Source organism: Cetobacterium somerae ATCC BAA-474 (genome assembly GCF_000479045.1).
GTDB classification, from domain to species: domain Bacteria; phylum Fusobacteriota; class Fusobacteriia; order Fusobacteriales; family Fusobacteriaceae; genus Cetobacterium_A; species Cetobacterium_A somerae.
Map to the genome: position 1 here is coordinate 12523 of NZ_KI518105.1, position 22936 is coordinate 35458.

A 22936-nucleotide genomic window follows, 5' to 3' on the forward strand; every position below is an offset into this window, starting at 1 on the left:
TTTTATTTTGTTTAATTATTTTCCAAAAGAACAATGTGGAAAAGTACAGATTGGGCAGTCAAGACATAGTCCCCCATGACCATAAGAAGCAATATCTTCAAAAGTTATTTTTTCATCGGCTAAAATTCTAGGTAAAACTAAATCAAAAGCAGTTCTTTTAGAGTGCATAACACAACCAGGTAAACCTAAGATAGCTCTATCTCCATGATAAGCTAAAAGCAACATAGCTCCAGGTAAAACAGGGGAACCATAAGTTATTAACTCTCCACCCATCTCTCTTATAGCAAGAGGAGTTCTATCATCGGGATCTACAGACATACCACCTGTACAAAGAATAAGTTCAGCCTCGCTATCTAGTGCTTCTTGTATTTTCTCTTTTATCATCTCTTTTTCATCTGAAGAGAATGCATGATAAACAACTTCGCATCCATATTCTTCAACTTTTTTAGTTAGAATAGGACCGAATTTATCTTGAATTCTTCCGTAGAAAACCTCATTTCCAGTGGTTATGATAGCTATTTTTTTTGATTTGATTGGTAAAATTTTAATAATATTTTCTTTTGAGATATTTTCCATCTCTATGATTTTATCTTCATTAATAACTAGAGGAATAACTCTTGTTCCAGCTACTTTTGTTCCCTTTTTTATGGGTGTGTTATTGTGTAAAGTAGATACAATAATTTCTCCTAGACTATTTATTTTTAGTAATTCAGCTACATCAACTTTTAAAAGTCCATCAATATTTGCAATAAAATCTATTTTTCCCTCTTTTATTGGTGAAAAATCTAAGCCTTCACCAGCAATATGTTCTTTTATTCTAATTGCAGCATCATTTTCATGTAAAGTTCCCTCTTGATGCTCCCATACGTAAAGGTTGTCTTTTCCTAGTTTTAAAAGCTCTGGAATATCCTCTGATTGTATAATATGACCTTTTTTGAAGGCTACCCCTTTAAATTCTCCAGGAACAATTTTTGTGATATCATGGCATAAAATCATACCAGCAGCATCAATAGTTTTAACAGTTTTCATAAAACCCCTCCCTAAATATATTGTTTTATAAGAATTTTAAATTTTCCTTTTTTGTTTTCACCTAAGTTTTTTTCTAAAATAAATTTTCCTTTTTTTCTAATTGTAATTACTGAACCGATATTAACTATTTTATTTTTACTTTTTTCAGTATTATAGTTAACTAAAACATCTCCACTTTCAATCAAATTTGTACTTATATTTCTAGATGAATTTGCAATAGAAGCTATAATAGAGTCAAGTCTAAAAGATGAAACAGTATCTGTAATCTCTTTAAACTCCAATTGAGGAACTTGAGATGTACTAATGGTGCTAATTTTTATAGGAATAGTATTTATTTGCTCAAGATTATTTTTTATAATATTAAAAATATCATTTGTAGCTATGCAATAACCGATGTTATCTTTAACGATAATATCACCTAAAGTTTCTCGTTTAAGTCCAAGCCCCATAATAGTCCCCAAAAAATCTTTATGGTACAAAATTTTAAATTTGTTAGAAGCATCAATTTTAAAATAAGTAACAACTTCTTCTAAATGTGAAAAATTAAAGTTTTTTGGTGTGAAAATTACTAACTGTTTTTCACTATAAGGAGTTAAACCTAAAGTAAGCACATCTAAATTAATTGATTCACAAACGTCATGAAGTTTTGTCCAGATTTGTGGAGGTAAAAAAATAGAGCCATAAACAGGATAATCAATTTCTAAACATAACGATAAATCCTCCCAAATAGAAGCTATCAGAAACTCATCTTCATTTGGAAAAAGGTTAAAAAAATATTTTTTATTCATATATTACTCTCTTTCACTAGATTATTTTGAAAAGTATAGACATATTGATTTTATATCATATATATGATAAAATCAAATAGATTTGTAAAAACAGGGAGATGATTAAAAATGGTAGAAAGAAAGTATATTGCACCTAATGCAATTACAGCAGCGAATATGTTTTTAGGATATCTAAGTATCACAGCTTCCATAGCGGGGGATTTCTCAAAAGCTATTTGGTTTATAATATTAGCTATGGTATGCGACGGTTTAGATGGAAAAACAGCGAGAAAACTAGATGCATTTAGTGAATTTGGAAAGGAGTTCGACTCTTTCTGTGATGCAATATCTTTTGGATTAGCACCGGGTATATTAGTTTATTCAGTACTAAAAAGTTCTGATGGGATGAAATCTTTTGTTATTCCAATATCGTTTATATATGCACTGTGCGGAGTTATGAGATTAGTTAAATTTAATATAGTAACAACAGCATCAAGTGAAAAAGATGACTTTAGTGGTATGCCAATTCCTTCAGGAGCGTCAGTTGTATGCTCGTACTTATTATTTGTTGAGGTAATAAAAACAAATTTTGGAATGAATCTATTTTCAATTGAAGTTTTTGTAGGGTTGACACTATTAGCTGCAATTTTAATGGTAAGTACAATACCATTTAAAACACCTGATAAAGTATTTGGATTTGTTCCTAAAAAGCTAACAATACCATTTATTGTCTTAATTTTAGTGACGTTGAAATACAGCATGTTTATAGTTACTTGTTACTATATACTAGTTAATTTAACAAAATTTTTTACAGAGAGATCAAAAGAAGACGTTGAATAAAAAATAATTAATTATGATACCCGATAAAATCCAAAAAAACTATTGGAAAATCGGGTATTTTATTTGAATAGTAATATAATTATATGGTATAATTTTAAAGGAGTAATTATGAGTATATTAGATAAATTAAATGAAAAACAAAGAGAAGCAGCTAAAAAAATTGAAGGACCACTTTTAATATTAGCAGGAGCGGGATCTGGAAAAACAAGAACCATTACGTATAGAATTGCACATATGATAAATGAAAAAGGAATCTCTCCTTATAAGATTTTAGCAGTTACATTTACAAATAAAGCGGCTAAAGAGATGAGGGAAAGAGTTGAACTTTTAATTGGAGAAGATGCACACAAAGCTATGATATCGACTTTTCACTCTTTTGGTGTAAGATTGCTAAGAGTATATGGAGATAAATTAGGTTATAATGCTAATTTTACAATATATGATACAGATGATCAAAAAAGAGTGATAAGAGGAATTATGAAAGAACTTGTTGTTAATGATAAGTCATTAACAGAAGGAGCTGTAGTTTCAATTATATCAAAACTAAAGGAAAATAGTGTAAGTGTATCTGATTATGAAAAAGAAAATAGATTTGATTCTAATTATAAAATAATATTAGAGTGTTATAGAAGATATAACGGAACTTTAAAAGAGAATAATGGAATGGATTTTTCAGATATTCTAGTTAACCTTCATAAACTACTAGATATTCCAGAGGTTTTAGAAAAGCTTCAAGAAAAATTTCAATATATAATGGTAGATGAATATCAAGATACAAATAATATTCAGTATAATATAGTTACTAAAATAGCAGCGAAATATAGAAATATATGTGTAGTTGGTGATGAAAATCAGAGTATATATGGATTTAGAGGTGCTAATATAAAAAATATATTAGATTTTGAGAAGGATTATAAAGATGCTTTAGTTGTTAAACTTGAAGAAAATTATCGTTCAACATCTGCGATTTTGACAGCAGCAAATGAAGTGATAAAAAACAATAAAACAGCAAAAGATAAAAATTTATGGACTAAAAAACCTCAAGGAGAATTAATTACTGTAAAAGAGTGTTTAGATGGAAGAGAAGAAGTAAATTATATAATTGAAGAGATTGTAAAAAGAAAAAATATGGGAAAAAGTTATAGAGAGTTTACAATTCTTTACAGAACAAATGCTCAATCTAGACTTTTTGAAGAGGGATTATTAAAATATAATATTCCATATAAGGTTTTTGGTGGAATGCAATTCTATCAAAGAGCTGAAATAAAAGATATAGTGGCGTATTTAACAGTGATAAATAATCCTCAAGATACAATTAATTTAAATAGAATAATAAATGTCCCTAAGAGAAAAATAGGGGATAAAAGTATAGAAAAAATAAGAGATTATGCAAGTGAAACAAATATTTCAATGTTTGAAGCTCTAGGAAAAGGAATGGAGATTCCAGGTTTAACTTCAGGTGTAAAAATAGCTTTAGATGAGTTATATACGATTTTAAATGACTTAATAGAGTTAAGTCATGAAGGAAGTGTAAGTGAGGTATTTGATGAATTAATAAGAAGAGTAGGATATTTCTCTTATTTAAACTCAACATATGGCGCAGAAGCTGAGGGAAGAATAGAAAACGTAGAGGAATTAAAAAACTCTATAGTAGAGTTGGAAAAAACGGTGGACTTTTTAACATTGAGAGAATATTTAGAGAATATATCTCTTGTTAGTGCAACAGATGATTTAGAAGGGGAGTCAGATTATATAAAATTAATGACAATCCATAACTCTAAAGGGTTGGAGTTCCCTGTTGTTTTCTTGACTGGAGTGGAAGACGATATTTTTCCTGGTTCAAAGAAAGTGCTTTTCAATCCAGAGGAATTAGAGGAAGAGAGAAGACTTTGTTATGTTGCAATTACTAGAGCTGAGGAGAAATTATACCTAACACATGCAAAAAGTAGATTTGTTTATGGTGAGTTTTTAACAAAGATAAAATCAAGATTTATAGAGGAGCTTCCTATAGAAGTTTTAGATAAAGTGGAGAAAGTTCAAGATTTATTACCGAAATCAAAACTTTCTACAAATGATAAAAAAATAACAGGTTATAAAAATATTATAACTGCAGAAGATTTAAAAAAAATGAAAAATATTTCAAATTCTCCTTTTGCTATGGGAGAAAAAGTTATTCATACAAAGTTTGGATTAGGAAAAGTAGTTGAAATATCAGAAAAAAAATTAGGTGTACAATTTGTAGATGGGAAAAAAGATATAGCTTTAGCTTTAGCAACAAAATTTTTAACTAAAGCATAGGTTAAAAGGAGAGAAAATTTATGAAGAGAAAAACTCTTAATAAAGAAATTCAATATAATGGCATTGGTCTTCACAAAGGTGAAGAGATAAAAATGAAATTAATTCCAGCTAAAAGTGGTGGAATAGTCTTTAAAAGAGTAGATTTAGAGAGTGGTAAAAATGAAATTTCTATGGATATAGAAAATACATTTGATTTAACAAGAGGAACAAACTTAAAAAATGAGTTTGGAGCAGCAGTTTACACAATTGAGCATTTTTTATCAGCTCTTTATATAGCTGGGATAACAGATCTAATTGTTGAGTTAGATGGAAATGAACTTCCTATAGGAGATGGAAGTGCGAGGGTTTTTCTAGAAGTTATTGAAGGTGTTGGGATTCAAGAGTTAGAAGAAGAGGTTAAAGAGATTGAAATAAAAACACCAATAAATTTAACAGTAGGAGATAAACATATAGTAGCATTACCTTATGATGGATATAAAATAACTTATACTATTAAGTTTGATCATACATTTTTAAAAAGTCAGATGTTAGAAGTTGTCTTAGATATGGAATCTTATAAAAATGAAATAGCAAATGCAAGAACTTTTGGATTTGATTATGAAATAGATTACTTAAAGAAAAATAATTTAGCTTTAGGAGGAACATTAGATAACGCTATTGTTGTAAAAAAAGATGGAGTTTTAAATCCTGATGGTTTAAGATTTGAAGATGAGTTTGTGAGACATAAAATTTTAGATTTAATAGGTGACTTAAAAGTATTAAATAGACCTATAAAAGGACACATAATAGCTATCAAAGCAGGTCATGCTTTAGATATAGAATTTGCAAAATTACTTAAAAAGCAGGAGGAAAAAATATGTTAGATGTTATGGAGATAATGAAAAGAATACCACACAGATATCCGTTTTTATTAGTTGATAGAGTTCTAGAGATGGATAAAGAGGCGCAAAAAATAAGAGGATTAAAAAACGTAACTGTAAATGAAGAGTTTTTTAATGGGCACTTTCCAGGACATCCAATTATGCCAGGAGTTTTAATAGTAGAAGGAATGGCACAGTGTTTAGGAGTTTTAGTTTTAGACGATACAGAAGGAAAAGTACCATATTTTGCTGCAATTGAAAATGTAAAGTTTAAAGCTCCAGTTAGACCAGGAGATCAATTAATATATGAAGTACAAGTTGATAAATTAAGAAGAAACATAGTAAAAGCTACAGGAGTAGCAAAAGTAGATGACAAAGTGGTGACTGAGGCATCATTTACATTTACTATTATGGAAAAATAGAGAGTAGGGTGAAAAAATAGTGACTGAAATTCATAGCACTGCTATAGTTGAGGATGGAGCAATACTGGAACCGGGAGTAAAGATAGGTCCTTTCTGTATAGTAGGAAAAGACGTAAGGATAGGAAAAAATACAGTATTACAATCTCATGTTGTAGTTGAGGGAATAACTGAAATAGGAGAAAATAACACAATCTATTCTTTTGTTTCTATTGGTAAAGCTTCGCAAGATTTAAAGTATAAAGGTGAGCCAACAAAGACTATAATTGGAGATAACAATAGCATTAGAGAGTTTGTAACAATTCACAGGGGAACAGATGATAGATGGGAAACAAGAATTGGAAGCAATAATTTATTAATGGCATATGTACATGTAGCTCATGATGTAATAGTAGGAGATAATTGTATACTAGCAAATGGAGTTACTTTAGCAGGACATGTAACTGTTGATGATTTTGCTATAATTGGTGGCTTAACACCTGTTCATCAATTCTGTAGAATAGGTTCTTACTCTATGACTGGTGGAGGGAGTGCAATAAATCAAGATATTTGTCCATTTGTTATGGCAGAAGGAAATAAAGCTGTAATAAGAGGATTAAATACTGTTGGACTTAGAAGAAAAGGATTTACAGAAGAGGATCGTTCAAATTTAAAAAAAGCATATAGAATTATATTTAGAAATGGAAATCCATTGAAAGATGCTTTAGTTGAGCTTGAAAATGAATTTCCTGAAGACAAAAATATAAAGTATCTTGTAGAGTTTATAAAAACTAGTAACAGGGGGATTACAAGATAATGAAAAAAGTTGGAATAATAGTAGGTAACGGAAAGTTACCTCTATATTTCCTTAAAGAAGCGGAAGCTAAAGGGATAGAGGTATACTTAATAGGACTTTTTGATACAATTGAAGAAGAAATAAAAAATCATAAAAATTATAAAAGCTTCAATATAGGAGAAATAGGAGAAATAACAAAATATTTATTGCTAAATGATATAAAAGAAGTTGTAATGCTTGGAAAAGTAGAGAAATCAATTTTATTTCAAGAGATGAAATTAGATTATTTTGGAGAAAGACTAATGGAAAAATTACCAGATAAAAAAGATGAGACTTTATTATTTGGTGTTATATCATTTTTAAGATTAAATAAGATAAAAGTATTACCTCAAAATCATTTATTAGGAGATATGATGTTTAAAGAGAGGTGTTATACTAAAAATGTACCTTCTCAAGAGGATAAAAAAACAATACAAATAGGGATTGAAGCAGCTAAAGCACTAAGTGAAATAGATGCAGGTCAAACAGTTGTTTGTAAGGAGTCATCAGTAGTAGCCTTAGAGGGAATAGAGGGAACTGATAAAACAATAGAAAGAGCTGGAGAGTATGCAGGAGAAGAGTGCATAATCATAAAAATGGCAAGACCTCAGCAAGATATGAGAGTTGATATACCAGCAGTAGGAATAGAAACAGTAAAAAGAGCCGTACAAATAAAAGCTAAAGGAATTGTAGCTGAAGCAAATAAGATGTTATTTTTAGATATGAAAGATTGTATAGAGTTAGCAGAAAAAAATAATATCTTTATTATTGGAGTGAAAATATGAAAATATTTGTTTCTACAGGAGAGGTGTCAGGAGATTTACACCTATCTTATTTAGTTAAAGAAGCTAAAGAATTAGATAAAAATGTAGAGTTTTATGGAGTGGCAGGCAAACACTCTAAAAATGTAGGAGTTAATATAATACAGGATATCGATGAATTAGCGATTATGGGATTTACTGAAGCGATAAAAAAATACAGTTATTTAAAAAATAAAGCTGAAGAGTATCTTAATTTTATAAAAAGAGAAAATATAAAAAAAGTTATTATGGTAGATTATGGTGGGTTTAATCTAAAATTTTTAGAATTACTAAAAAAAGAGATTAAAGACGTTGAAATTTTTTACTATATTCCTCCAAAACTTTGGATTTGGGGAGAAAAAAGAATTGATAAACTAAAATTAGCGGATCATATTATGGTTATTTTTCCATGGGAAGTTGATTTTTATAAAAAACATAATGTAGATGCAATTTACTATGGAAATCCATTTACAGAGAGATATAAAAAAATAGATAGAACTGGAGACAAAATTTTATTGCTTCCAGGTAGTAGAAAACAGGAGATAAAATCTTTAATACCTGATTTCATAGATCTTGTAAAAAAGAATCCAAATGAGAAATATCTTCTAAAACTTTCTTCAAAAGAGCATTTAAAGTGGATAGATGAAAATTTAGCAGATTTAAAAAATTTAGAAATTTGTTATGATATATCTTTAAATAAAAGTGTTAAAGAGAGTAAAATTGCTATAGCTGCATCAGGAACAGTTACTTTGGAGCTAGCTTTACTAGGAATTCCAACAATAGTCGTTTATAAAACTAATTTTATAAATTATGTAATAGCTAAATATATTTTAAAAGTTGGTTTTGTATCTTTACCAAATTTAACTTTAAATGAAGAGGTTTTTCCAGAGTTATTACAAAAAAGATGTAACTCTGTAGAAATAGAAAAAAGTATGAAAACTGTTTTAGAAAATTTAGACTCTGTTCAAGAAAAAATTCAACGAATAAGAGAGAAGCTTTCTGGAGTAGATATTACAAAAAGATATGCTGAATTTTTATTGAAAGGAAAATAAAATGGAAAAAATTAATGAATTAGATAGGAAAATAATGGGGTTTTTTAAAAATAAATCTTTAAAAACTTTCTTAAAATATAGTTTGAAATATAAAACAGCTATGTTAGGAGTAATATTATTATCTACTGTAACATCTTTGATGAGTGCAGTACCTGCTTGGCTAAGTAAATATTTAATAGATGATGTTTTAGTAAAGAAAAATGCAAAAATGATGATGATTGTTATTGGAGCTATTTTTGCATCTACTATTTTGAAAGTTATAACAAACTATTTTGCAGATATTTCATCAGGATACATAACAGAAAAAATAAGAAGAGATATTAAAATAGATGTATTCTCACATTTACAAAGATTACCAATAGCGTATTTTAAACAAAATAAGCTAGGAGATTTAATGGCTAGACTTTCAGGAGATTCAACAACTCTTGGAAGAATAGGATTTATGTTGTTTGATATGTTGAAAGAGTTTGTAACTGTTGTTGCTCTTTTATTCAGAATGTTTCAAGTTGACTTTGTATTGGCACTAATATCATTAACTGTTTTACCAGCGATACTTTCTATGGTAAAAAAATATACAAAGAAAATTAGAAAATCAGGGAGAGTAAGACAGGATACAGTTGGAGATGTAACTGCTTTTGTTCAAGAAGCGTTATCTGGAATATCAGTTATAAAAGGTTTTAATAGAAGTGATAAGATTATTGATAAATATATGGATGTAACTCAAGAAGAGTTTGATAAAATATATAAAACAACAAAAATAAAGGCTAAAATATCACCTATAAATGAAGTTTTAGCAACAATAATGATTCTATTAGTTGCAGGTTATGGTGGATATCAAATAATTGTTGTTCAAAGTATGACACCTGGAGATCTAATATCTTTTATAACTGCAATAGGACTTATGCAGCAACCATTAAAAACTTTAATTAAAAGAAATAGTGAGTTACAAGAAGCTTTACCCTCTGCAGATAGAGTAATTGAAATTTTAGATGTAGAATTAGAACCAGATCATATAGGAGAAGATGTTAAAGAAGTACCTGAAACTATAGAGAAAATTGATTTTAATAACGTTGACTTTAAGTATGATGATGGAGATGAAAAAGTATTAAAAAACTTTAACTTAAATGTTAAGGCAGGAGAAGTAGTTGCTTTAGTAGGAAAAAGTGGAAGTGGAAAAACAACTTTGGTAAATCTATTACCAAGATACTACGATATAACTTCAGGAAGTATAAAAATAAATGATATTGATATAAGAGAGATGTCATTACAAAAGTATAGAAATCATATTGGAATAGTGCCACAAGAGACTTTCTTATTTAGTGGAACTATTGGTGAAAACATTGGTTTTGGAAAAGATAATGTTTCGAAAGATGAAATAATAAATGCTGCTAAAATGGCAAATGCGTATAACTTTATAATGGAGTTACCAAATCAATTTGAAACAGAAGTTGGAGAAAGAGGAGTTCTTTTATCAGGTGGACAAAAGCAAAGGCTTGCAATAGCTAGAGCATTGATTCAAAATCCAAGTATTATGATACTTGATGAGGCAACATCAGCTTTAGATACAGAATCAGAAAGATTAGTTCAAGAAGCTTTAGATACTCTGATGAAGGGAAGAACTACTTTTGTTATAGCTCATAGATTATCTACAATAATAAATGCAGATAAAATAGTTGTAATGGAAAATGGAGAGATAAAAGAGGTTGGAACGCATCAAAAATTACTAGAAAATAACGGAATATACAGAAAACTTTACGAGATTCAGTTTGGGAAAATAGAGCCTATAGAAACAGTAGATCTAATTGAAAACCAAAAACTTGAAGAGTTAGAACAGTATATATAGAGAGGAAGAGAAATGATAAGATTAGACGGAAGAAAAACAAATGAAAAAAGAGAAGTAAAGATTACTAGAAACTACACTATGTATGCTGAAGGGTGTGTTTTAATAGAAATTGGAAATACAAAAGTTATTTGTACTGCAACAGTTGTAGAGAAGGTACCGCCTTTTTTAAAAAATCAAGGTAAAGGATGGATAACAGCAGAATATTCAATGTTACCAAGAGCAACAGGAGAGAGAAACCAAAGAGAAGCTGCTAAAGGAAAACTTGGTGGAAGAACAATGGAGATTCAAAGACTTATAGGAAGAGCTTTAAGAGCTTGTATTGACCTTGAAAAATTAGGAGAGAGAACAATAACTATCGACTGTGATGTAATTCAAGCAGATGGTGGAACGAGAACTACATCAATCACGGGTGGATTTATAGCTTTAGAAATGGCTATGAGAAGACTTATAGAAAAAGGATTATTAACAGAAAATCCAATTATCGCTAACATTGCAGCAATATCTGTAGGAACTGTAAAAGGAACTCCAATACTTGATTTAATGTATACTGAAGATTCAGAAGCAGAAGTAGATATGAATGTAATTATGAATGATAAAGGGGAGTTTGTAGAGATTCAGGGAACTGGAGAAGAAGCAACTTTCTCAAGAAAAGAGTTAAATGAGTTATTAGATTTAGCTGAAAAAGGGATTTATGAATTAATAGATATCCAAAGAAAAGAGATAGAGGAGGAGTTTTCTAAGTAATGAAAATATTTTTAGCCACAGGAAATAAGAAAAAAATAGATGAGATGTCAAAAATTTTATCTGGATTAGATTTTGAAATACTTTCTATAAAAGATGGAATAGAAATTCCTGAGGTTATAGAAGATGGAGATACTTTTGAAGAAAACTCGAAAAAGAAGGCACTGGAGATAGCAAAATTTACAAATATGATCACAATTTCAGATGATTCTGGTCTTTGTGTTGAAGCTTTAAATGGTGAGCCAGGAGTTTACTCTGCTAGATATGCTGGAGAAGATGGAAATGATGCGGCAAATAATAAAAAACTAATAGAGAACTTACAAGGGATAGAGAATAGAAAAGCAAAATTTGTGACTGTGATAACTTTAGGAAAACCAAATGGAGAGTATCACTCATTTAGAGGTGAAATAGAGGGAGTAATTATAGATGAAGCTAGAGGAAAAGAAGGCTTTGGATATGATCCTCATTTCTATTTACCAGAGTATGATAAAACATTTGCTGAGATGCCTGAAATAAAAAATCAAATTAGCCATAGAGCAAAAGCTTTAGAAGCTTTAAAAAATGGAATTGATAAAATATTAAATATAGGCTAACCTAAATGGGTTAGCTTTTTTTAAGACAAAAGTTATTAGGGAGATAAGATGTACTTAAAAGGTGTAGAAATTTATGGATTTAAGTCTTTCGGTGAAAGAATAAGAATAGATTTTGATGGAGGAATAACCTCTATTGTTGGACCAAACGGAAGTGGAAAATCAAATATATTAGATGGAATATTATGGGTTTTAGGAGAACAATCTTATAAAAATATAAGAGCTAAAGAGAGTAAAGACATTATATTTTCTGGTGGAGAGGGAAAAAAGCCTGCAAATTATGCAGAAGTTTCTCTTTTTATAGACAATAGAGATAACTTTTTTCCAATTGAAGCTGATAGTATAAAAATCACAAGAAAGATGTCTCAAAATGGAGATAACGATTATTTAATCAACGATAAAAAAGTTAGATTAAAAGATATTGGAGAACTATTTTTAGATACTGGAGTTGGAAAAAGTGCTTATTCTGTAATAGGACAAGGAAAAGTAGAAAGAATAATTTCATCTTCAAATAAAGAGATAAAAAGTATAATAGAGGAAGCTGCTGGAGTAAAGAAGTTTCAACAGAAAAAAATGGAATCTGAAAAAAGATTAGAAAAAGTTCAAAATGAGCTTGAAAAAATAGAACTAGTTCTAGGTGAGATTGGTGAAAATAGAGCAAGAGTTGAAAAACAATCTAAAAAAGCAGTTGAATATTTAGCTTTAAAAGATGAGAAAAATATTTTACAAAAAGGAGTTTTAACATTTGATTTAAACTCTAAAGATGAAATATTAAAATCAGGAGAAAAAGAGCAAGAAAGACTAGTAACAATAACTTCAACGTTGGAAGAGGAGTTAAAAAAATTAGAGATAGAACTTAATTCAATTGAAAATAGAAGAAAAGAGTTATACTCAAAGATAGAGAATTTTTCAGAAAGTAATACATCTTTAAGGTCTGAGATTGAATCATTAGAAAAAGAAGAGATAAGAGTTAGAGAAAGAATAACATCTTATACAAGAGAATTAAAACAAAAAGAGGAAGAGATTGTTTTAGTAGAAAAAACAGTAGAATCTAAAGATCAGATATTAGTAAAACTAAAAGAGGAAAAAGAGAGAGTAAAAGAAAGAGTTTTAGATATTGAAACAAAAAATAAAGAGTTTGAAAAAGCTATTGAGGATAAAGAAACAAACAAAAGAGATAAAGAGATTAGTATCGAATTAAAAAAGAGAAAAATAATGGATTTAGAAGTTGAAAAGTTAAAACTTTTAAACGAAATCGAAAGTTCTACAAGAAGAATGAAAGGTAGTGAATTCAAGATTTCATCTTTAAAAGAGGAGAAAGAGGGATTCGATAAAAAAATAGAAGAGAATTCGAAAGAGTTAGAGAAAGCTTTAAAAAATAAAGAGTTAAAACAAAAAGAATTGAAAGAAACAGAAGAGAGACAGATAAAATTAGAGCAAGAGATTAGTGATTTAAGTAGAGATATGAATAAAGCTGCTGAATTAGTAAGAAATGCTGAATTTGAAGAAAAAAGAGCCTCTGCTAAACTTCAAGCTCTTTACAGAGTTCAAGAAAGTAATGAAGGATTTTATAAAGGTGTAAAAGAGGTTTTAAATGCTAAGATACCAGGAGTAGAAGGTGCAGTGATATCATTAATAACTGTGCCAGAGAACTATCAAAAGGCAATAGAAGCAGCGATTCCAGGTAATTTGCAGGATATAGTTGTAACAACAAGTGAAGTAGCTAAAAAAGGAATAGAAGTTTTAAAAGAAAAAAAAGCTGGAAGAGCATCGTTTTTAGCTTTAGATACAATTAAAGTTGGTTCAATAAAAGATATTCCTAAAAAAGAGGGTGTTGTAGGAAGAGCATCAGATTTAGTAACTGTAGATAAAAAATATAGTAAAGTATTAGATATGCTATTGGGAAATATTTTAGTTGTAACAGAGGCAGATGTTGCTTTAAAAATCTTAAAAGAAAATAGTTATAGCGGAAATATAGTAACTCTTTCTGGTGAGTTATTAAGCTCTAGAGGAAGAATAACAGGTGGAGAAAATTCAAACTCTATTGTTGCTCAGATTTTTGAAAGAAAAAAAGAGATTAAAACTTTAGAAGATAGCACAAGAGAGATGTCATTAAAATTAAAGGATTGGAATGAAAAAATTCAAGTTATGAGTAAAAAACTTGAGAAGTACGAAGATGAAATAGGCGGAATTGATGCGCTAGAAGATAGTCTAAGAAAACAATCTAAAATAGCAGAGGAGTTATATTTAGATTTAAAATCAAGAAGTGAAAAGCTAGAAAAAGAAAAAAGAGTAGTAGATATTGAGATTCAAGAAGAGGAAAATTATAGTAAAGAGTACGCTAAAAGAGTTGAAAACTCTCAAAGTGAAAAAGAGATAACTGAAAAAATAGTGTCAGATTTAAAAAATGAATTAGATAATGAAAATTCTACAATTCAAATTTTAAATACAGAGATAAATGATTTAAGAAATAAATTTTCAGATATAAGAATACTGTATCTAAATAGTAAAGATAGATTTGTTCAAATTGAAAAAGAAGAAGAGAAAGAAAAAAATGAGCAAAGAGAGCAACAGGAGAAAAAGGATAAAATATCAAATATTTTAATAGAAATAAAAAAAGAACTTGAAAAATTAGAAGAAAAGGCTCATACTATAGCAGAAGATATAAAAAATAAAAATATAAAATTTGAAAATGAAAACCAAGAACTAAAAGATATGAAAAAAGAGGATCATATTTTAGAAGAAAAATCAAAAGATATGATAAAAAATTCAAGAGAAATTGAAACAACTTTATTCAAAGAGAAAGAGATTTTAAATAGAGAGCTAGAAAGAAAGGAGAGAATTTCTAGAGAGATTGAAGAGATTTTAGTTCAATTAGAAGAGTTGCTAGAAGTTGAAGAGTATTCTCTAAAAGAGGAGGATATAAAAGCTTCAAGAACAAAAGTAAGAGAGTTAGAATTAAAATTAAGAGGTTTTGAATCTGTAAATTTACTTTCAATTGAGGAGTTTAAGGAGTTAGACAATAAATATAAATTTATTGATCTACAAAGAGAGGATTTAGTAAAAGGAGAGAAAAGTTTATCTCTTTTAATAAAAGAGATTGACCAAACAATTGAAGAGAAATTCTATGAAGCTTATGAGGAGATAAATAAAAACTTTAATGAGATGTGTATAGAGACATTAGATAACTCAGAAGGAAAGTTATCACTTCATAATGGAGAAGATTTCCAAAATTGTGGTGTTGAAATATCGGTAAAGTACAAAAATAAAAAAAGACAAGCTCTTTCACTGCTTTCTGGTGGAGAAAAGTCAATGGTTGCAATAGCATTTATAATGGCAATATTTATGTATAAACCTAGTCCATTTACATTCTTAGATGAGATTGAGGCTGCTCTTGATGAAAAAAATACCAGAAAATTAATTGGAAAATTAAAAGAGTTTACTGATAGATCTCAATTTATTTTAATAACTCATAATAAAGAAACTATGAAAGCATCAGATTCTCTATATGGAGTAACAATGAATAAAAAAATAGGAATTTCTAAATTAGTTCAAGTAAAAATTTAGTAAAGAGAGGAAAAAATGAGACTTTTATCGTATATATATTTTTTAATAACCTCAATACGAAATTGGCTTTACGATAAAAGGTATCTTAAAATAAATGAGATACCAGATGTTGATATTTTATGTATAGGGAATATAACTGTTGGAGGTACTGGTAAAACTCCAGCAGTTCAATTCTTTGCAAAAAAACTTCTGAAAATGGGGAGAAAAGTTGCTATAGTATCAAGAGGATATAGAGGAAAAAGAAAAATTGATCCATTAGTGGTAAGTGATGGAAAAAAAATATTAGTTACATCTAAAGAGAGTGGAGACGAGCCTTATATCCATGCTTTAAATTTAAAAATGCCTGTTATAGTTGGAAGAAATAGATATGAGGCTTGTAAATTAGCAGTGGAAAAGTTTGGAGTAGACACAATAATATTAGATGATGGTTTTCAGCATAGAAAACTAAAGAGAAATAGAGATATTGTATTGATTGATGCAACAAATCCTTTTGGCTGGGGAGCGTTATTACCTAAAGGAACTTTAAGAGAGGACTTTCAAAAAGGTGGAGAGAGAGCAAGTGAATTTATAATAACAAAATCAGATTTAATATCTGAAAGTGATTTAGAGACATTAAAAAGATTTTTAAAAGTGAAATTTAAAAAGTCAGTTTCAGTTGCTAAACATGGAGTGACTTCATTGTGTGATATAAAAGGAAATGCAAAGCCATTATTTTGGGTAGCAGGAAAAAGAGTTCTTCTTTTTTCAGGTCTTGCAAATCCACTTAATTTTGAAAAGACAGTAATTTCTTTAAATCCAGAGTACATAGAAAGAGTAGATTTTATGGATCACCATGATTTTAAAGAGAAAGACTTTGATGTTATAAAGAAAAGAGCGAAAGCGATGGATGCAGATTTTATAATAACAACAGAAAAAGATTTAGTAAAACTTCCTAAAGGATTAGAAATGGACAATTTATTTGTTCTTAAAATAGAGTTTACAATGTTAGAAGATAATAGTTTAAAAGGATTTGGTGAAATAAATGAAAAATAGAATAGAAAAAAGAGTAGCAAAAGTAATTGAAAATGCGGATACTCTTGACAAAAGAGCCTACTTAACTATAGATTGTGATGGTGTAGTTAAGAGAAAAGAGATGAATTTTTCAATTCCTCTAATGGTATTTTGTGAAAATGATGAGATTTTTGAAAGAGTTTTAAAAGAAGAGAGCAATAAGATAGAGAGAATTAAAGAGAAAAAAATTGAAAGATTATCAAATGTACCTGTTGATAAGTTGAAAGAGAATTTTATGAAGCTAGTGATAAAAGGCGAATTAGAATTTTCTAAAAAATATGGAAAAGAGCTAGCTTTAAAGGATAAAGAGGAGTTTTTGAAAACTCTATTTAATCTATCTCTTATGGATAATATAAACTTTTATAAACCTTTAATGGCTTTAGCTATGAAAGAGATTATAGAAAATATAGGATGGGTAGATGAGATAGGATATCTTGTTATTAGCTATTTTACAAAACAAAGATATGATTTAAGTCAATTAGAAAATGCTATAGAAAATGAAAGTGAGATTACTGAAATTTCTGAAAACATATCATTATTAGCATATAAAAAAGTATTGGAAAGTTATACTTATAAAAATGAAAAGAAATATAGAGCGATGTTATTAAGTGGAGTTAAAAATCAAAATAGACTAACTCAATGGCAAATTGATGATGAAATTTTAAATAGCATAAAGTTTTAAAGGGGGCAACAAGTGTTAAATTATTTTAATATAAAAATGATTAACATTATAGATAATAAATCTGTTTCAAAAAATGAGATATTAAAAATAATGGTATCTAATATGGTTGAAAATAGCGATTTGATTTCTGATAAGGATATATTCTATAAAGAGGTTTTAGAAAGAGAAAATGTAGGAACTACTGGAATTGGAATGGGAGTTGCAATTCCTCATGCAAGAACAGAAGTGGTAAAAGATATTGTAGTATCAGTTGCACTATTAAAGAGACCTGTAAATTTTGATTCATTAGATGGAGAAAAAGTTAAAATAGTAATATTAGTCGGAGCACCAAAAGGTGAAAGTAAAAAGTATTTAGAACTACTTTCGTCATTAGCTAAAATTTTTAGAGATAAAAAAATTAGAGAGAGTATTTTAGAAAGTACTACTACAGAGTGTTTAATTGAAGCTATTGCGGAGATTGGCTAAAGATGAAAATAGGTATATACGGAGGAAGCTTTAATCCTATTCATAATGGTCATATTTATATGGCGAAGTTTATTGTAGATTATTTAAAATTAGATAAACTTATTGTTATACCAGTAGGAACTCCTTCTCATAGAAAAAACACATTAGCGGATGCTACTATGAGATTAAAAATGTGTAAAATAGCATTTGAAAATGAAAAAAAGATAGAGGTTTCAGATATAGAAACTAAATCAAAAGATATCTCATTTACCTATGACACATTATTAAAAATTATTGAAACTTATCCAGGAAATGAGTATTTTGAAATTATTGGTGAAGATTCTGGAGAGTATTTTCATAAATGGAAAAATTATAAAGAAATTTTAAAATTAGCTAAGGTAGTCGTTCTTCAAAGAGAGGGATATAGTACTATATTAAAAGATTCAAATCTTTTACAAGTTAAAAATCCATTTTTAAATTTTTCTTCAACAAGGGTAAGAGAAGCTATTTTAAATGAGGAATCAATAGAAAATATGGTACCAAAAGAGGTAGCAGAGTTCATAAAAGTTAATAAACTATACAAAAAGTAAAAGGAGGTAGCATAAAAACTACCTCTTTTGTTCACTTAGGAACCATTTTTTTTATGGAAAAAATGTTCTAAATATGGTAAAATTTAGTGATTTATTGAGAGGAGAGAAATAATGAGTTTAAGAGTACCAAATCATATAGCAATAATTATGGACGGGAATGGACGTTGGGCAAAGGAAAAGGGAATGCCTAGAACATATGGACATAAAGCTGGAGCAGATACTTTAAGAAAGATATTAACTTCTTGTGGAGAGTTAGGTATAAAATATTTAACAGTTTATGCTTTTTCAACAGAAAATTGGAAAAGAGCAAAGGAAGAAGTGGATACTTTAATGTTTCTTTTCAAAACTTATTTAAAAAATGAAAAAAAATTATTGATGAAAAATAATGTTAAATTTTTAGTTTCTGGAAGAAAAGAGGGTGTTAGCAAAGATCTTCTTGCAGAGATTAGTAAGTTAGAAGAGGCGACAAAAGGAAATACAGGGATAACATTGAATATAGCTTTTAACTATGGAGGGAGAGCTGAATTAGTTGATGCTATAAAAGAGATTGTAAAAAATAATGAAAAAGAGATAACTGAGGAAACTGTAGAAAAATATTTATACAACCAGTTACCAGATCCAGAGTTACTAATAAGAACAAGTGGAGAGATGAGAATTTCTAATTTTTTATTATGGCAAATAGCCTATTCTGAGATATATGTAACAGATACTTATTGGCCAGATTTTAATAAAGATGAGTTAATAAAGGCTATAGAGAGTTATCAAAAAAGAGATAGGCGTTTTGGAGGAGTAAAATAGATGTTAAATAGGATATTAGTAGCTTTAATAGGAATACCACTTTTAATAACAGTATTGTTAAAAGGAGGATTTTTACTATTACTGTTTGTAAACTTTGTTATATTAGTAGGGTTGTTTGAATTTTATAAAATGGCAGAAATTGGTGGGAAAAAACCAGATGTAAATTTAGGGTATATAGCTGGATTGGCTATACCAAATATAATATATTTCACAAATGTAGATAATTCAACACTTATACTTATGCCTATAACGCTATTAACAATAGCTTTAATAGGGAAAAAAGTTTTACAAAATAAAGTTGAAAATTCTAGTAGAGATATTGGAGTTACACTGCTTGGAGTTGTTTATATTTCGGGATTGTTTACACATCTATTACTAATGAACTACCTTCCAAATGGTGGAAAATGGTTATTAACAATTCAGATTTTAGTATGGGTATGTGATTCCTTTGCATATTTTGTAGGGATGGGAATCGGTAGAAAAATATTTAAACAAGGATTTAGTTCAATTAGTCCAAAGAAATCTATAGAAGGTTCTATTGGAGGAATAGTTTTTACAATGGGAACTATTTATCTAATAAATAAGTATTTTAATATTTTTGGAACTGATGTAAGTACAATAGTAGTTTTATTATTTGGATTTTTAATTAGTATCGTAGCTCAAATAGGTGATTTAGGTGAATCTATGTTTAAGAGAGAGTTTAAAGTAAAAGATTCAGGAAAATTACTAGGAGAACATGGTGGAATATTAGATCGTTTTGATAGTATGCTGTTTGTTGTACCAGTTGTTTATTATTTATTAAAATTTATTTAGAGAAAAGGGTAGCTTAAAAAGCTACCATTTTTTTAGAAGAGAAATATAAAGAATTTGAGGAGAGGAAGTATGAAAAGTATAACTATATTGGGTTCTACAGGAAGTATTGGAACAAATGCATTAAAAGTTATAGAAGCAAAAAAAGAGAAATTCAAGGTTATAGGGATGTCTGCGTATTCAAATTTAGAGTTATTTAAAGAGCAAATAGAGAAATTTAATCCAAAGTATCTTTGTATAGGATCTGAAAAAAATGCTGAAATTTTAAAGAGATTATATCCAGAAAAAACAATATATTTTGGAGATGATGGGTTGAAACTTATGGGAGCTTTAGATGAAGCTGATATAGTTTTAACAGCTATAAGTGGAGCTGTTGGAATTGAGGCTACAGTAGAGGCAATAAAAAAAGAAAAAAGAGTTGCTTTAGCAAACAAAGAAACTATGGTAGCTGCAGGAGATTATATAAATAAGCTTTTAAAAGAGTACCCAAAAGCTGAGATAATTCCTGTTGATAGTGAGCATTCAGCATTATTTCAAAGTATGCAAGGAAGTAGAAAAGAAGAGGTAAAAAATTTAATTATTACAGCTAGTGGTGGAACTTTTAGAGGAAAAACTTTAGAAGAATTAAAAGATGTAACAGTTGAAGAAGCTTTAAAGCATCCCAACTGGTCTATGGGTAAGAAAATAACAATTGATTCGTCAACTTTAGTTAATAAAGGATTAGAAGTAATAGAAGCTCATATGCTATTTGGAGTGGATTATGAAAATATTGAGGTTCTAGTGCATCCTCAAAGTATAATTCATTCAATGGTAGAATTTGTAGACAACTCCATAATAGCTCAAATAGGAGCACCAGATATGAAGCTACCTATTCAATATGCATTTACATACCCTGAAAGAGAGGGAAGTAGTGCGTTAGAAAGATTGAATTTAAAAACTTTAAAAGAACTAACTTTTAGTCAGGTTGATAATGAAGTATTTAAGGGAGTACAATTAGCTTTTCAAGCTGGAAAAATAGGAAAAACAATGCCTTGTGTTTTTAACTCGGCAAATGAGGTTGCAGTAGAGTTATTTTTAAAAGGTCAAATAAAATTTTTAGAAATATATGAGATAATAGAAAAAGCTATGGAACTTCATAAGGTTAAAGAGATAGATTCTTTAGAAGTAATAAAAAATGTAGATAAAGAAACAAGAAAGTGGGTTTATGACAATTATGCAAAAGATTAAAAGAGGAAGACTTATAGTTATAGAGGGAACAGATTCAAGTGGAAAAGAAACGCAAACAGCGGTGCTGTTTGAGAGATTATCAGAAAAAATAAGTAATATAAGAAAAATATCTTTTCCAAATTATGAAAGCCCAGCGTGTGCTCCAGTAAAGATGTATTTAGCAGGAGAGTTTGGAACAGATGCTGAGAAAGTAAATCCATATCCAGCTTCAACGATGTATGCAATAGATAGATATGCATCTTACAAAACTGATTGGGGAAAATTTTATAATGATGGAGGAATAATCATAACAGATAGATATACAACATCAAATATGGTTCACCAAGCATCTAAAATAGATAATTCTCAAGAAAAAGAGATGTACCTATCTTGGTTAGAGGATTTAGAATATAGTAAAATGGGAATACCAAGACCAGATTTAGTTATTTTCTTAAATATGCCGACAGAAACTGCTCAAAAATTAATGGCTGAAAGAAAAAATAAAATAACTGGAGAGGATAAAAAAGATATTCATGAAAAAAATATTGAATACTTAAAAAAATCTCATGAAAATGCGTGTGAAATATCAAAAAAATACTCTTGGAAAGAGATCAAATGCGTTGAAAATGATAGGTTAAAAACAATAGAAGAGATTTCAAATGAAGTGTTTGAGCTCGTAAATGGAATCTTATAACAGGAGGAAAAATGGATATAATAATAGCGCTATTATTACTAGGATTAATAATTTTTATACATGAATTGGGTCATTTTTTAGCGGCAAGATTTTTTAAAATGCCTGTTTCTGAATTTGCAATAGGAATGGGACCAGAGTTATATTCTTATTATACTGGAAAAACTTTATATTCTATTAGAATAATACCAATAGGTGGTTTTGTAAATATAGACGGAATGGAAGTTGAGAGTAAAGTAGAAAATGGTTTTAATAGTAAGTCACCATTTGCTAGATTTGTAGTTTTATTTGCAGGAGTATTTATGAACTTCATGCTAGCGTTATTAGTAATTTTAGGAATAACATTTACTAGTGGAAAAGCTATTCAAAATACAAATCCAATAGTAGGAAATGTAATAAAAGAGGCAAAAGCATCAACAGTTTTAAAGGAAAATGATATTATAAAAGAGATAGATGGAACACAAATAACTACTTGGTCAGAAATTGGTGAAACAATAGCAAAGGACTCTAAAAAAAGAGATGCGCTAGATGTAGTTATAGAAAGAGATGGAAAAACTTTAGATATAGTAGTTCCGTTAACTAAGATAAGTGAAGAAAAACCAGCTATTATGGGAATAATTCCTGAGTATAAATTTGAAAAGTATAGTTTTGGAGAGGGAATAAAACAATCTTTTAAAATATTTATAGGTGTATTTGAAGATACATTAGGTGGAGTTAAAATGCTTGTAACAGGAAAAGTAAAGGCCAAAGATATTAGTGGTCCTGTTGGAATAGTTAAAGTAGTAGGAGATGCAAGTAAAAGTGGAAGCTCTGGAATTTTAATTTGGTTATTAGCAATATTATCAATAAATGTAGGAATATTTAACTTACTACCTTTTCCAGCTTTAGATGGTGGAAGAATTATATTTGTTATATTAGAATTAATTGGAATAAAAGTTGATAAGAAACTTGAAGAAAGAGTTCATACGATTGGTATGATTATGTTATTTGGGTTAATTATATTTGCAACAGCTAACGATATATTTAATATTTTTAAATTTTAATT

General features: G+C 28.8%; 22 protein-coding genes. 20 read left to right on the forward strand and 2 right to left on the reverse strand.

Going from position 1 to position 22936, the window contains the following annotated elements; genetic code table 11:
- Positions 1-15: 15 nt before the first annotated feature.
- Positions 16-1029, reverse strand: coding sequence for a molybdopterin-binding protein (locus tag HMPREF0202_RS03685; protein ID WP_023049904.1), 1014 nt, complete (start codon positions 1027-1029; stop codon positions 16-18).
- A gap of 11 nt (positions 1030-1040) precedes the next feature.
- The gene (locus HMPREF0202_RS03690) at positions 1041-1817 is read right to left on the reverse strand and encodes a YlmH/Sll1252 family protein (RefSeq protein WP_023049905.1); all 777 of its coding nucleotides are present in this window, start codon (positions 1815-1817) and stop codon (positions 1041-1043) included.
- A 108-nt stretch (positions 1818-1925) separates the two neighbouring features.
- On the opposite strand from HMPREF0202_RS03690, the gene pssA reads away from it, so the two are divergent.
- From pssA to HMPREF0202_RS03790, 20 genes are all read left to right on the forward strand, one after another.
- Positions 1926-2636: a CDP-diacylglycerol--serine O-phosphatidyltransferase gene (gene pssA / locus HMPREF0202_RS03695; protein WP_023049906.1), complete on the forward strand. Its 711-nt coding sequence runs from the start codon at positions 1926-1928 to the stop codon at positions 2634-2636.
- A 108-nt stretch (positions 2637-2744) separates the two neighbouring features.
- On the forward strand, positions 2745-4934 hold the full coding sequence (locus HMPREF0202_RS03700) for an ATP-dependent helicase (protein ID WP_023049907.1): 2190 nt from the start codon (positions 2745-2747) through the stop codon (positions 4932-4934).
- Between the two features lie 20 nt (positions 4935-4954).
- On the forward strand, positions 4955-5797 hold the full coding sequence (lpxC, locus tag HMPREF0202_RS03705) for a UDP-3-O-acyl-N-acetylglucosamine deacetylase (RefSeq protein ID WP_023049908.1): 843 nt from the start codon (positions 4955-4957) through the stop codon (positions 5795-5797).
- A complete protein-coding gene (fabZ, locus tag HMPREF0202_RS03710; protein ID WP_023049909.1) occupies positions 5791-6216 on the forward strand; it encodes a 3-hydroxyacyl-ACP dehydratase FabZ in 426 nt (141 codons plus the stop codon). Before lpxC ends, fabZ begins: the two co-directional genes overlap by 7 nt.
- 19 nt (positions 6217-6235) lie before the next feature.
- Positions 6236-7009 carry an acyl-ACP--UDP-N-acetylglucosamine O-acyltransferase gene (gene lpxA / locus HMPREF0202_RS03715; RefSeq protein WP_023049910.1) on the forward strand — a complete coding sequence of 258 codons (774 nt, stop codon included), beginning with the start codon at positions 6236-6238 and terminating at the stop codon, positions 7007-7009.
- A complete protein-coding gene (locus HMPREF0202_RS03720) occupies positions 7009-7812 on the forward strand; it encodes an LpxI family protein (RefSeq protein ID WP_023049911.1) in 804 nt (267 codons plus the stop codon). Before lpxA ends, HMPREF0202_RS03720 begins: the two co-directional genes overlap by 1 nt.
- Positions 7809-8879, forward strand: coding sequence for a lipid-A-disaccharide synthase (lpxB, locus tag HMPREF0202_RS03725; protein ID WP_023049912.1), 1071 nt, complete (start codon positions 7809-7811; stop codon positions 8877-8879). The genes HMPREF0202_RS03720 and lpxB overlap by 4 nt, the downstream gene beginning before the upstream one ends.
- A 1-nt stretch (position 8880) precedes the next feature.
- Positions 8881-10722 (forward strand): ABC transporter ATP-binding protein, encoded by a 1842-nt coding sequence (locus tag HMPREF0202_RS03730; RefSeq protein ID WP_023049913.1) that lies wholly within the window; start codon positions 8881-8883, stop codon positions 10720-10722.
- A gap of 12 nt (positions 10723-10734) precedes the next feature.
- Positions 10735-11466 carry a ribonuclease PH gene (gene rph, locus HMPREF0202_RS03735; protein WP_023049914.1) on the forward strand — a complete coding sequence of 244 codons (732 nt, stop codon included), beginning with the start codon at positions 10735-10737 and terminating at the stop codon, positions 11464-11466.
- Positions 11466-12056, forward strand: a complete 591-nt coding sequence (locus HMPREF0202_RS03740; protein WP_023049915.1) for an XTP/dITP diphosphatase — start codon at positions 11466-11468, stop codon at positions 12054-12056. Before rph ends, HMPREF0202_RS03740 begins: the two co-directional genes overlap by 1 nt.
- A gap of 48 nt (positions 12057-12104) precedes the next feature.
- Positions 12105-15620: a chromosome segregation protein SMC gene (gene smc, locus HMPREF0202_RS03745; protein WP_023049916.1), complete on the forward strand. Its 3516-nt coding sequence runs from the start codon at positions 12105-12107 to the stop codon at positions 15618-15620.
- Positions 15621-15635: 15 nt separating this feature from the next.
- Positions 15636-16652: a tetraacyldisaccharide 4'-kinase gene (lpxK, locus tag HMPREF0202_RS03750; RefSeq protein WP_023049917.1), complete on the forward strand. Its 1017-nt coding sequence runs from the start codon at positions 15636-15638 to the stop codon at positions 16650-16652.
- Positions 16642-17352: a hypothetical protein gene (locus tag HMPREF0202_RS03755; protein ID WP_023049918.1), complete on the forward strand. Its 711-nt coding sequence runs from the start codon at positions 16642-16644 to the stop codon at positions 17350-17352. Before lpxK ends, HMPREF0202_RS03755 begins: the two co-directional genes overlap by 11 nt.
- Before the next feature lie 12 nt (positions 17353-17364).
- Positions 17365-17817 carry a PTS sugar transporter subunit IIA gene (locus HMPREF0202_RS03760; RefSeq protein WP_040406277.1) on the forward strand — a complete coding sequence of 151 codons (453 nt, stop codon included), beginning with the start codon at positions 17365-17367 and terminating at the stop codon, positions 17815-17817.
- Positions 17818-17819: 2 nt separating this feature from the next.
- Positions 17820-18386, forward strand: coding sequence for a nicotinate (nicotinamide) nucleotide adenylyltransferase (gene nadD, locus HMPREF0202_RS03765; RefSeq protein WP_023049920.1), 567 nt, complete (start codon positions 17820-17822; stop codon positions 18384-18386).
- A gap of 111 nt (positions 18387-18497) precedes the next feature.
- Positions 18498-19184 carry an undecaprenyl pyrophosphate synthase gene (locus HMPREF0202_RS03770; RefSeq protein ID WP_023049921.1) on the forward strand — a complete coding sequence of 229 codons (687 nt, stop codon included), beginning with the start codon at positions 18498-18500 and terminating at the stop codon, positions 19182-19184.
- A complete protein-coding gene (locus HMPREF0202_RS03775) occupies positions 19185-19997 on the forward strand; it encodes a phosphatidate cytidylyltransferase (RefSeq protein WP_023049922.1) in 813 nt (270 codons plus the stop codon). It begins immediately after the preceding gene.
- Positions 19998-20066: 69 nt separating this feature from the next.
- Positions 20067-21221, forward strand: a complete 1155-nt coding sequence (gene dxr, locus HMPREF0202_RS03780; protein WP_023049923.1) for a 1-deoxy-D-xylulose-5-phosphate reductoisomerase — start codon at positions 20067-20069, stop codon at positions 21219-21221.
- Complete coding sequence (locus HMPREF0202_RS03785; protein WP_023049924.1) at positions 21199-21894, forward strand: dTMP kinase; 696 nt, start codon at positions 21199-21201, stop codon at positions 21892-21894. The genes dxr and HMPREF0202_RS03785 overlap by 23 nt, the downstream gene beginning before the upstream one ends.
- Positions 21895-21905: 11 nt before the next feature.
- Complete coding sequence (locus tag HMPREF0202_RS03790) at positions 21906-22934, forward strand: M50 family metallopeptidase (protein ID WP_023049925.1); 1029 nt, start codon at positions 21906-21908, stop codon at positions 22932-22934.
- Positions 22935-22936: the final 2 nt, after the last annotated feature.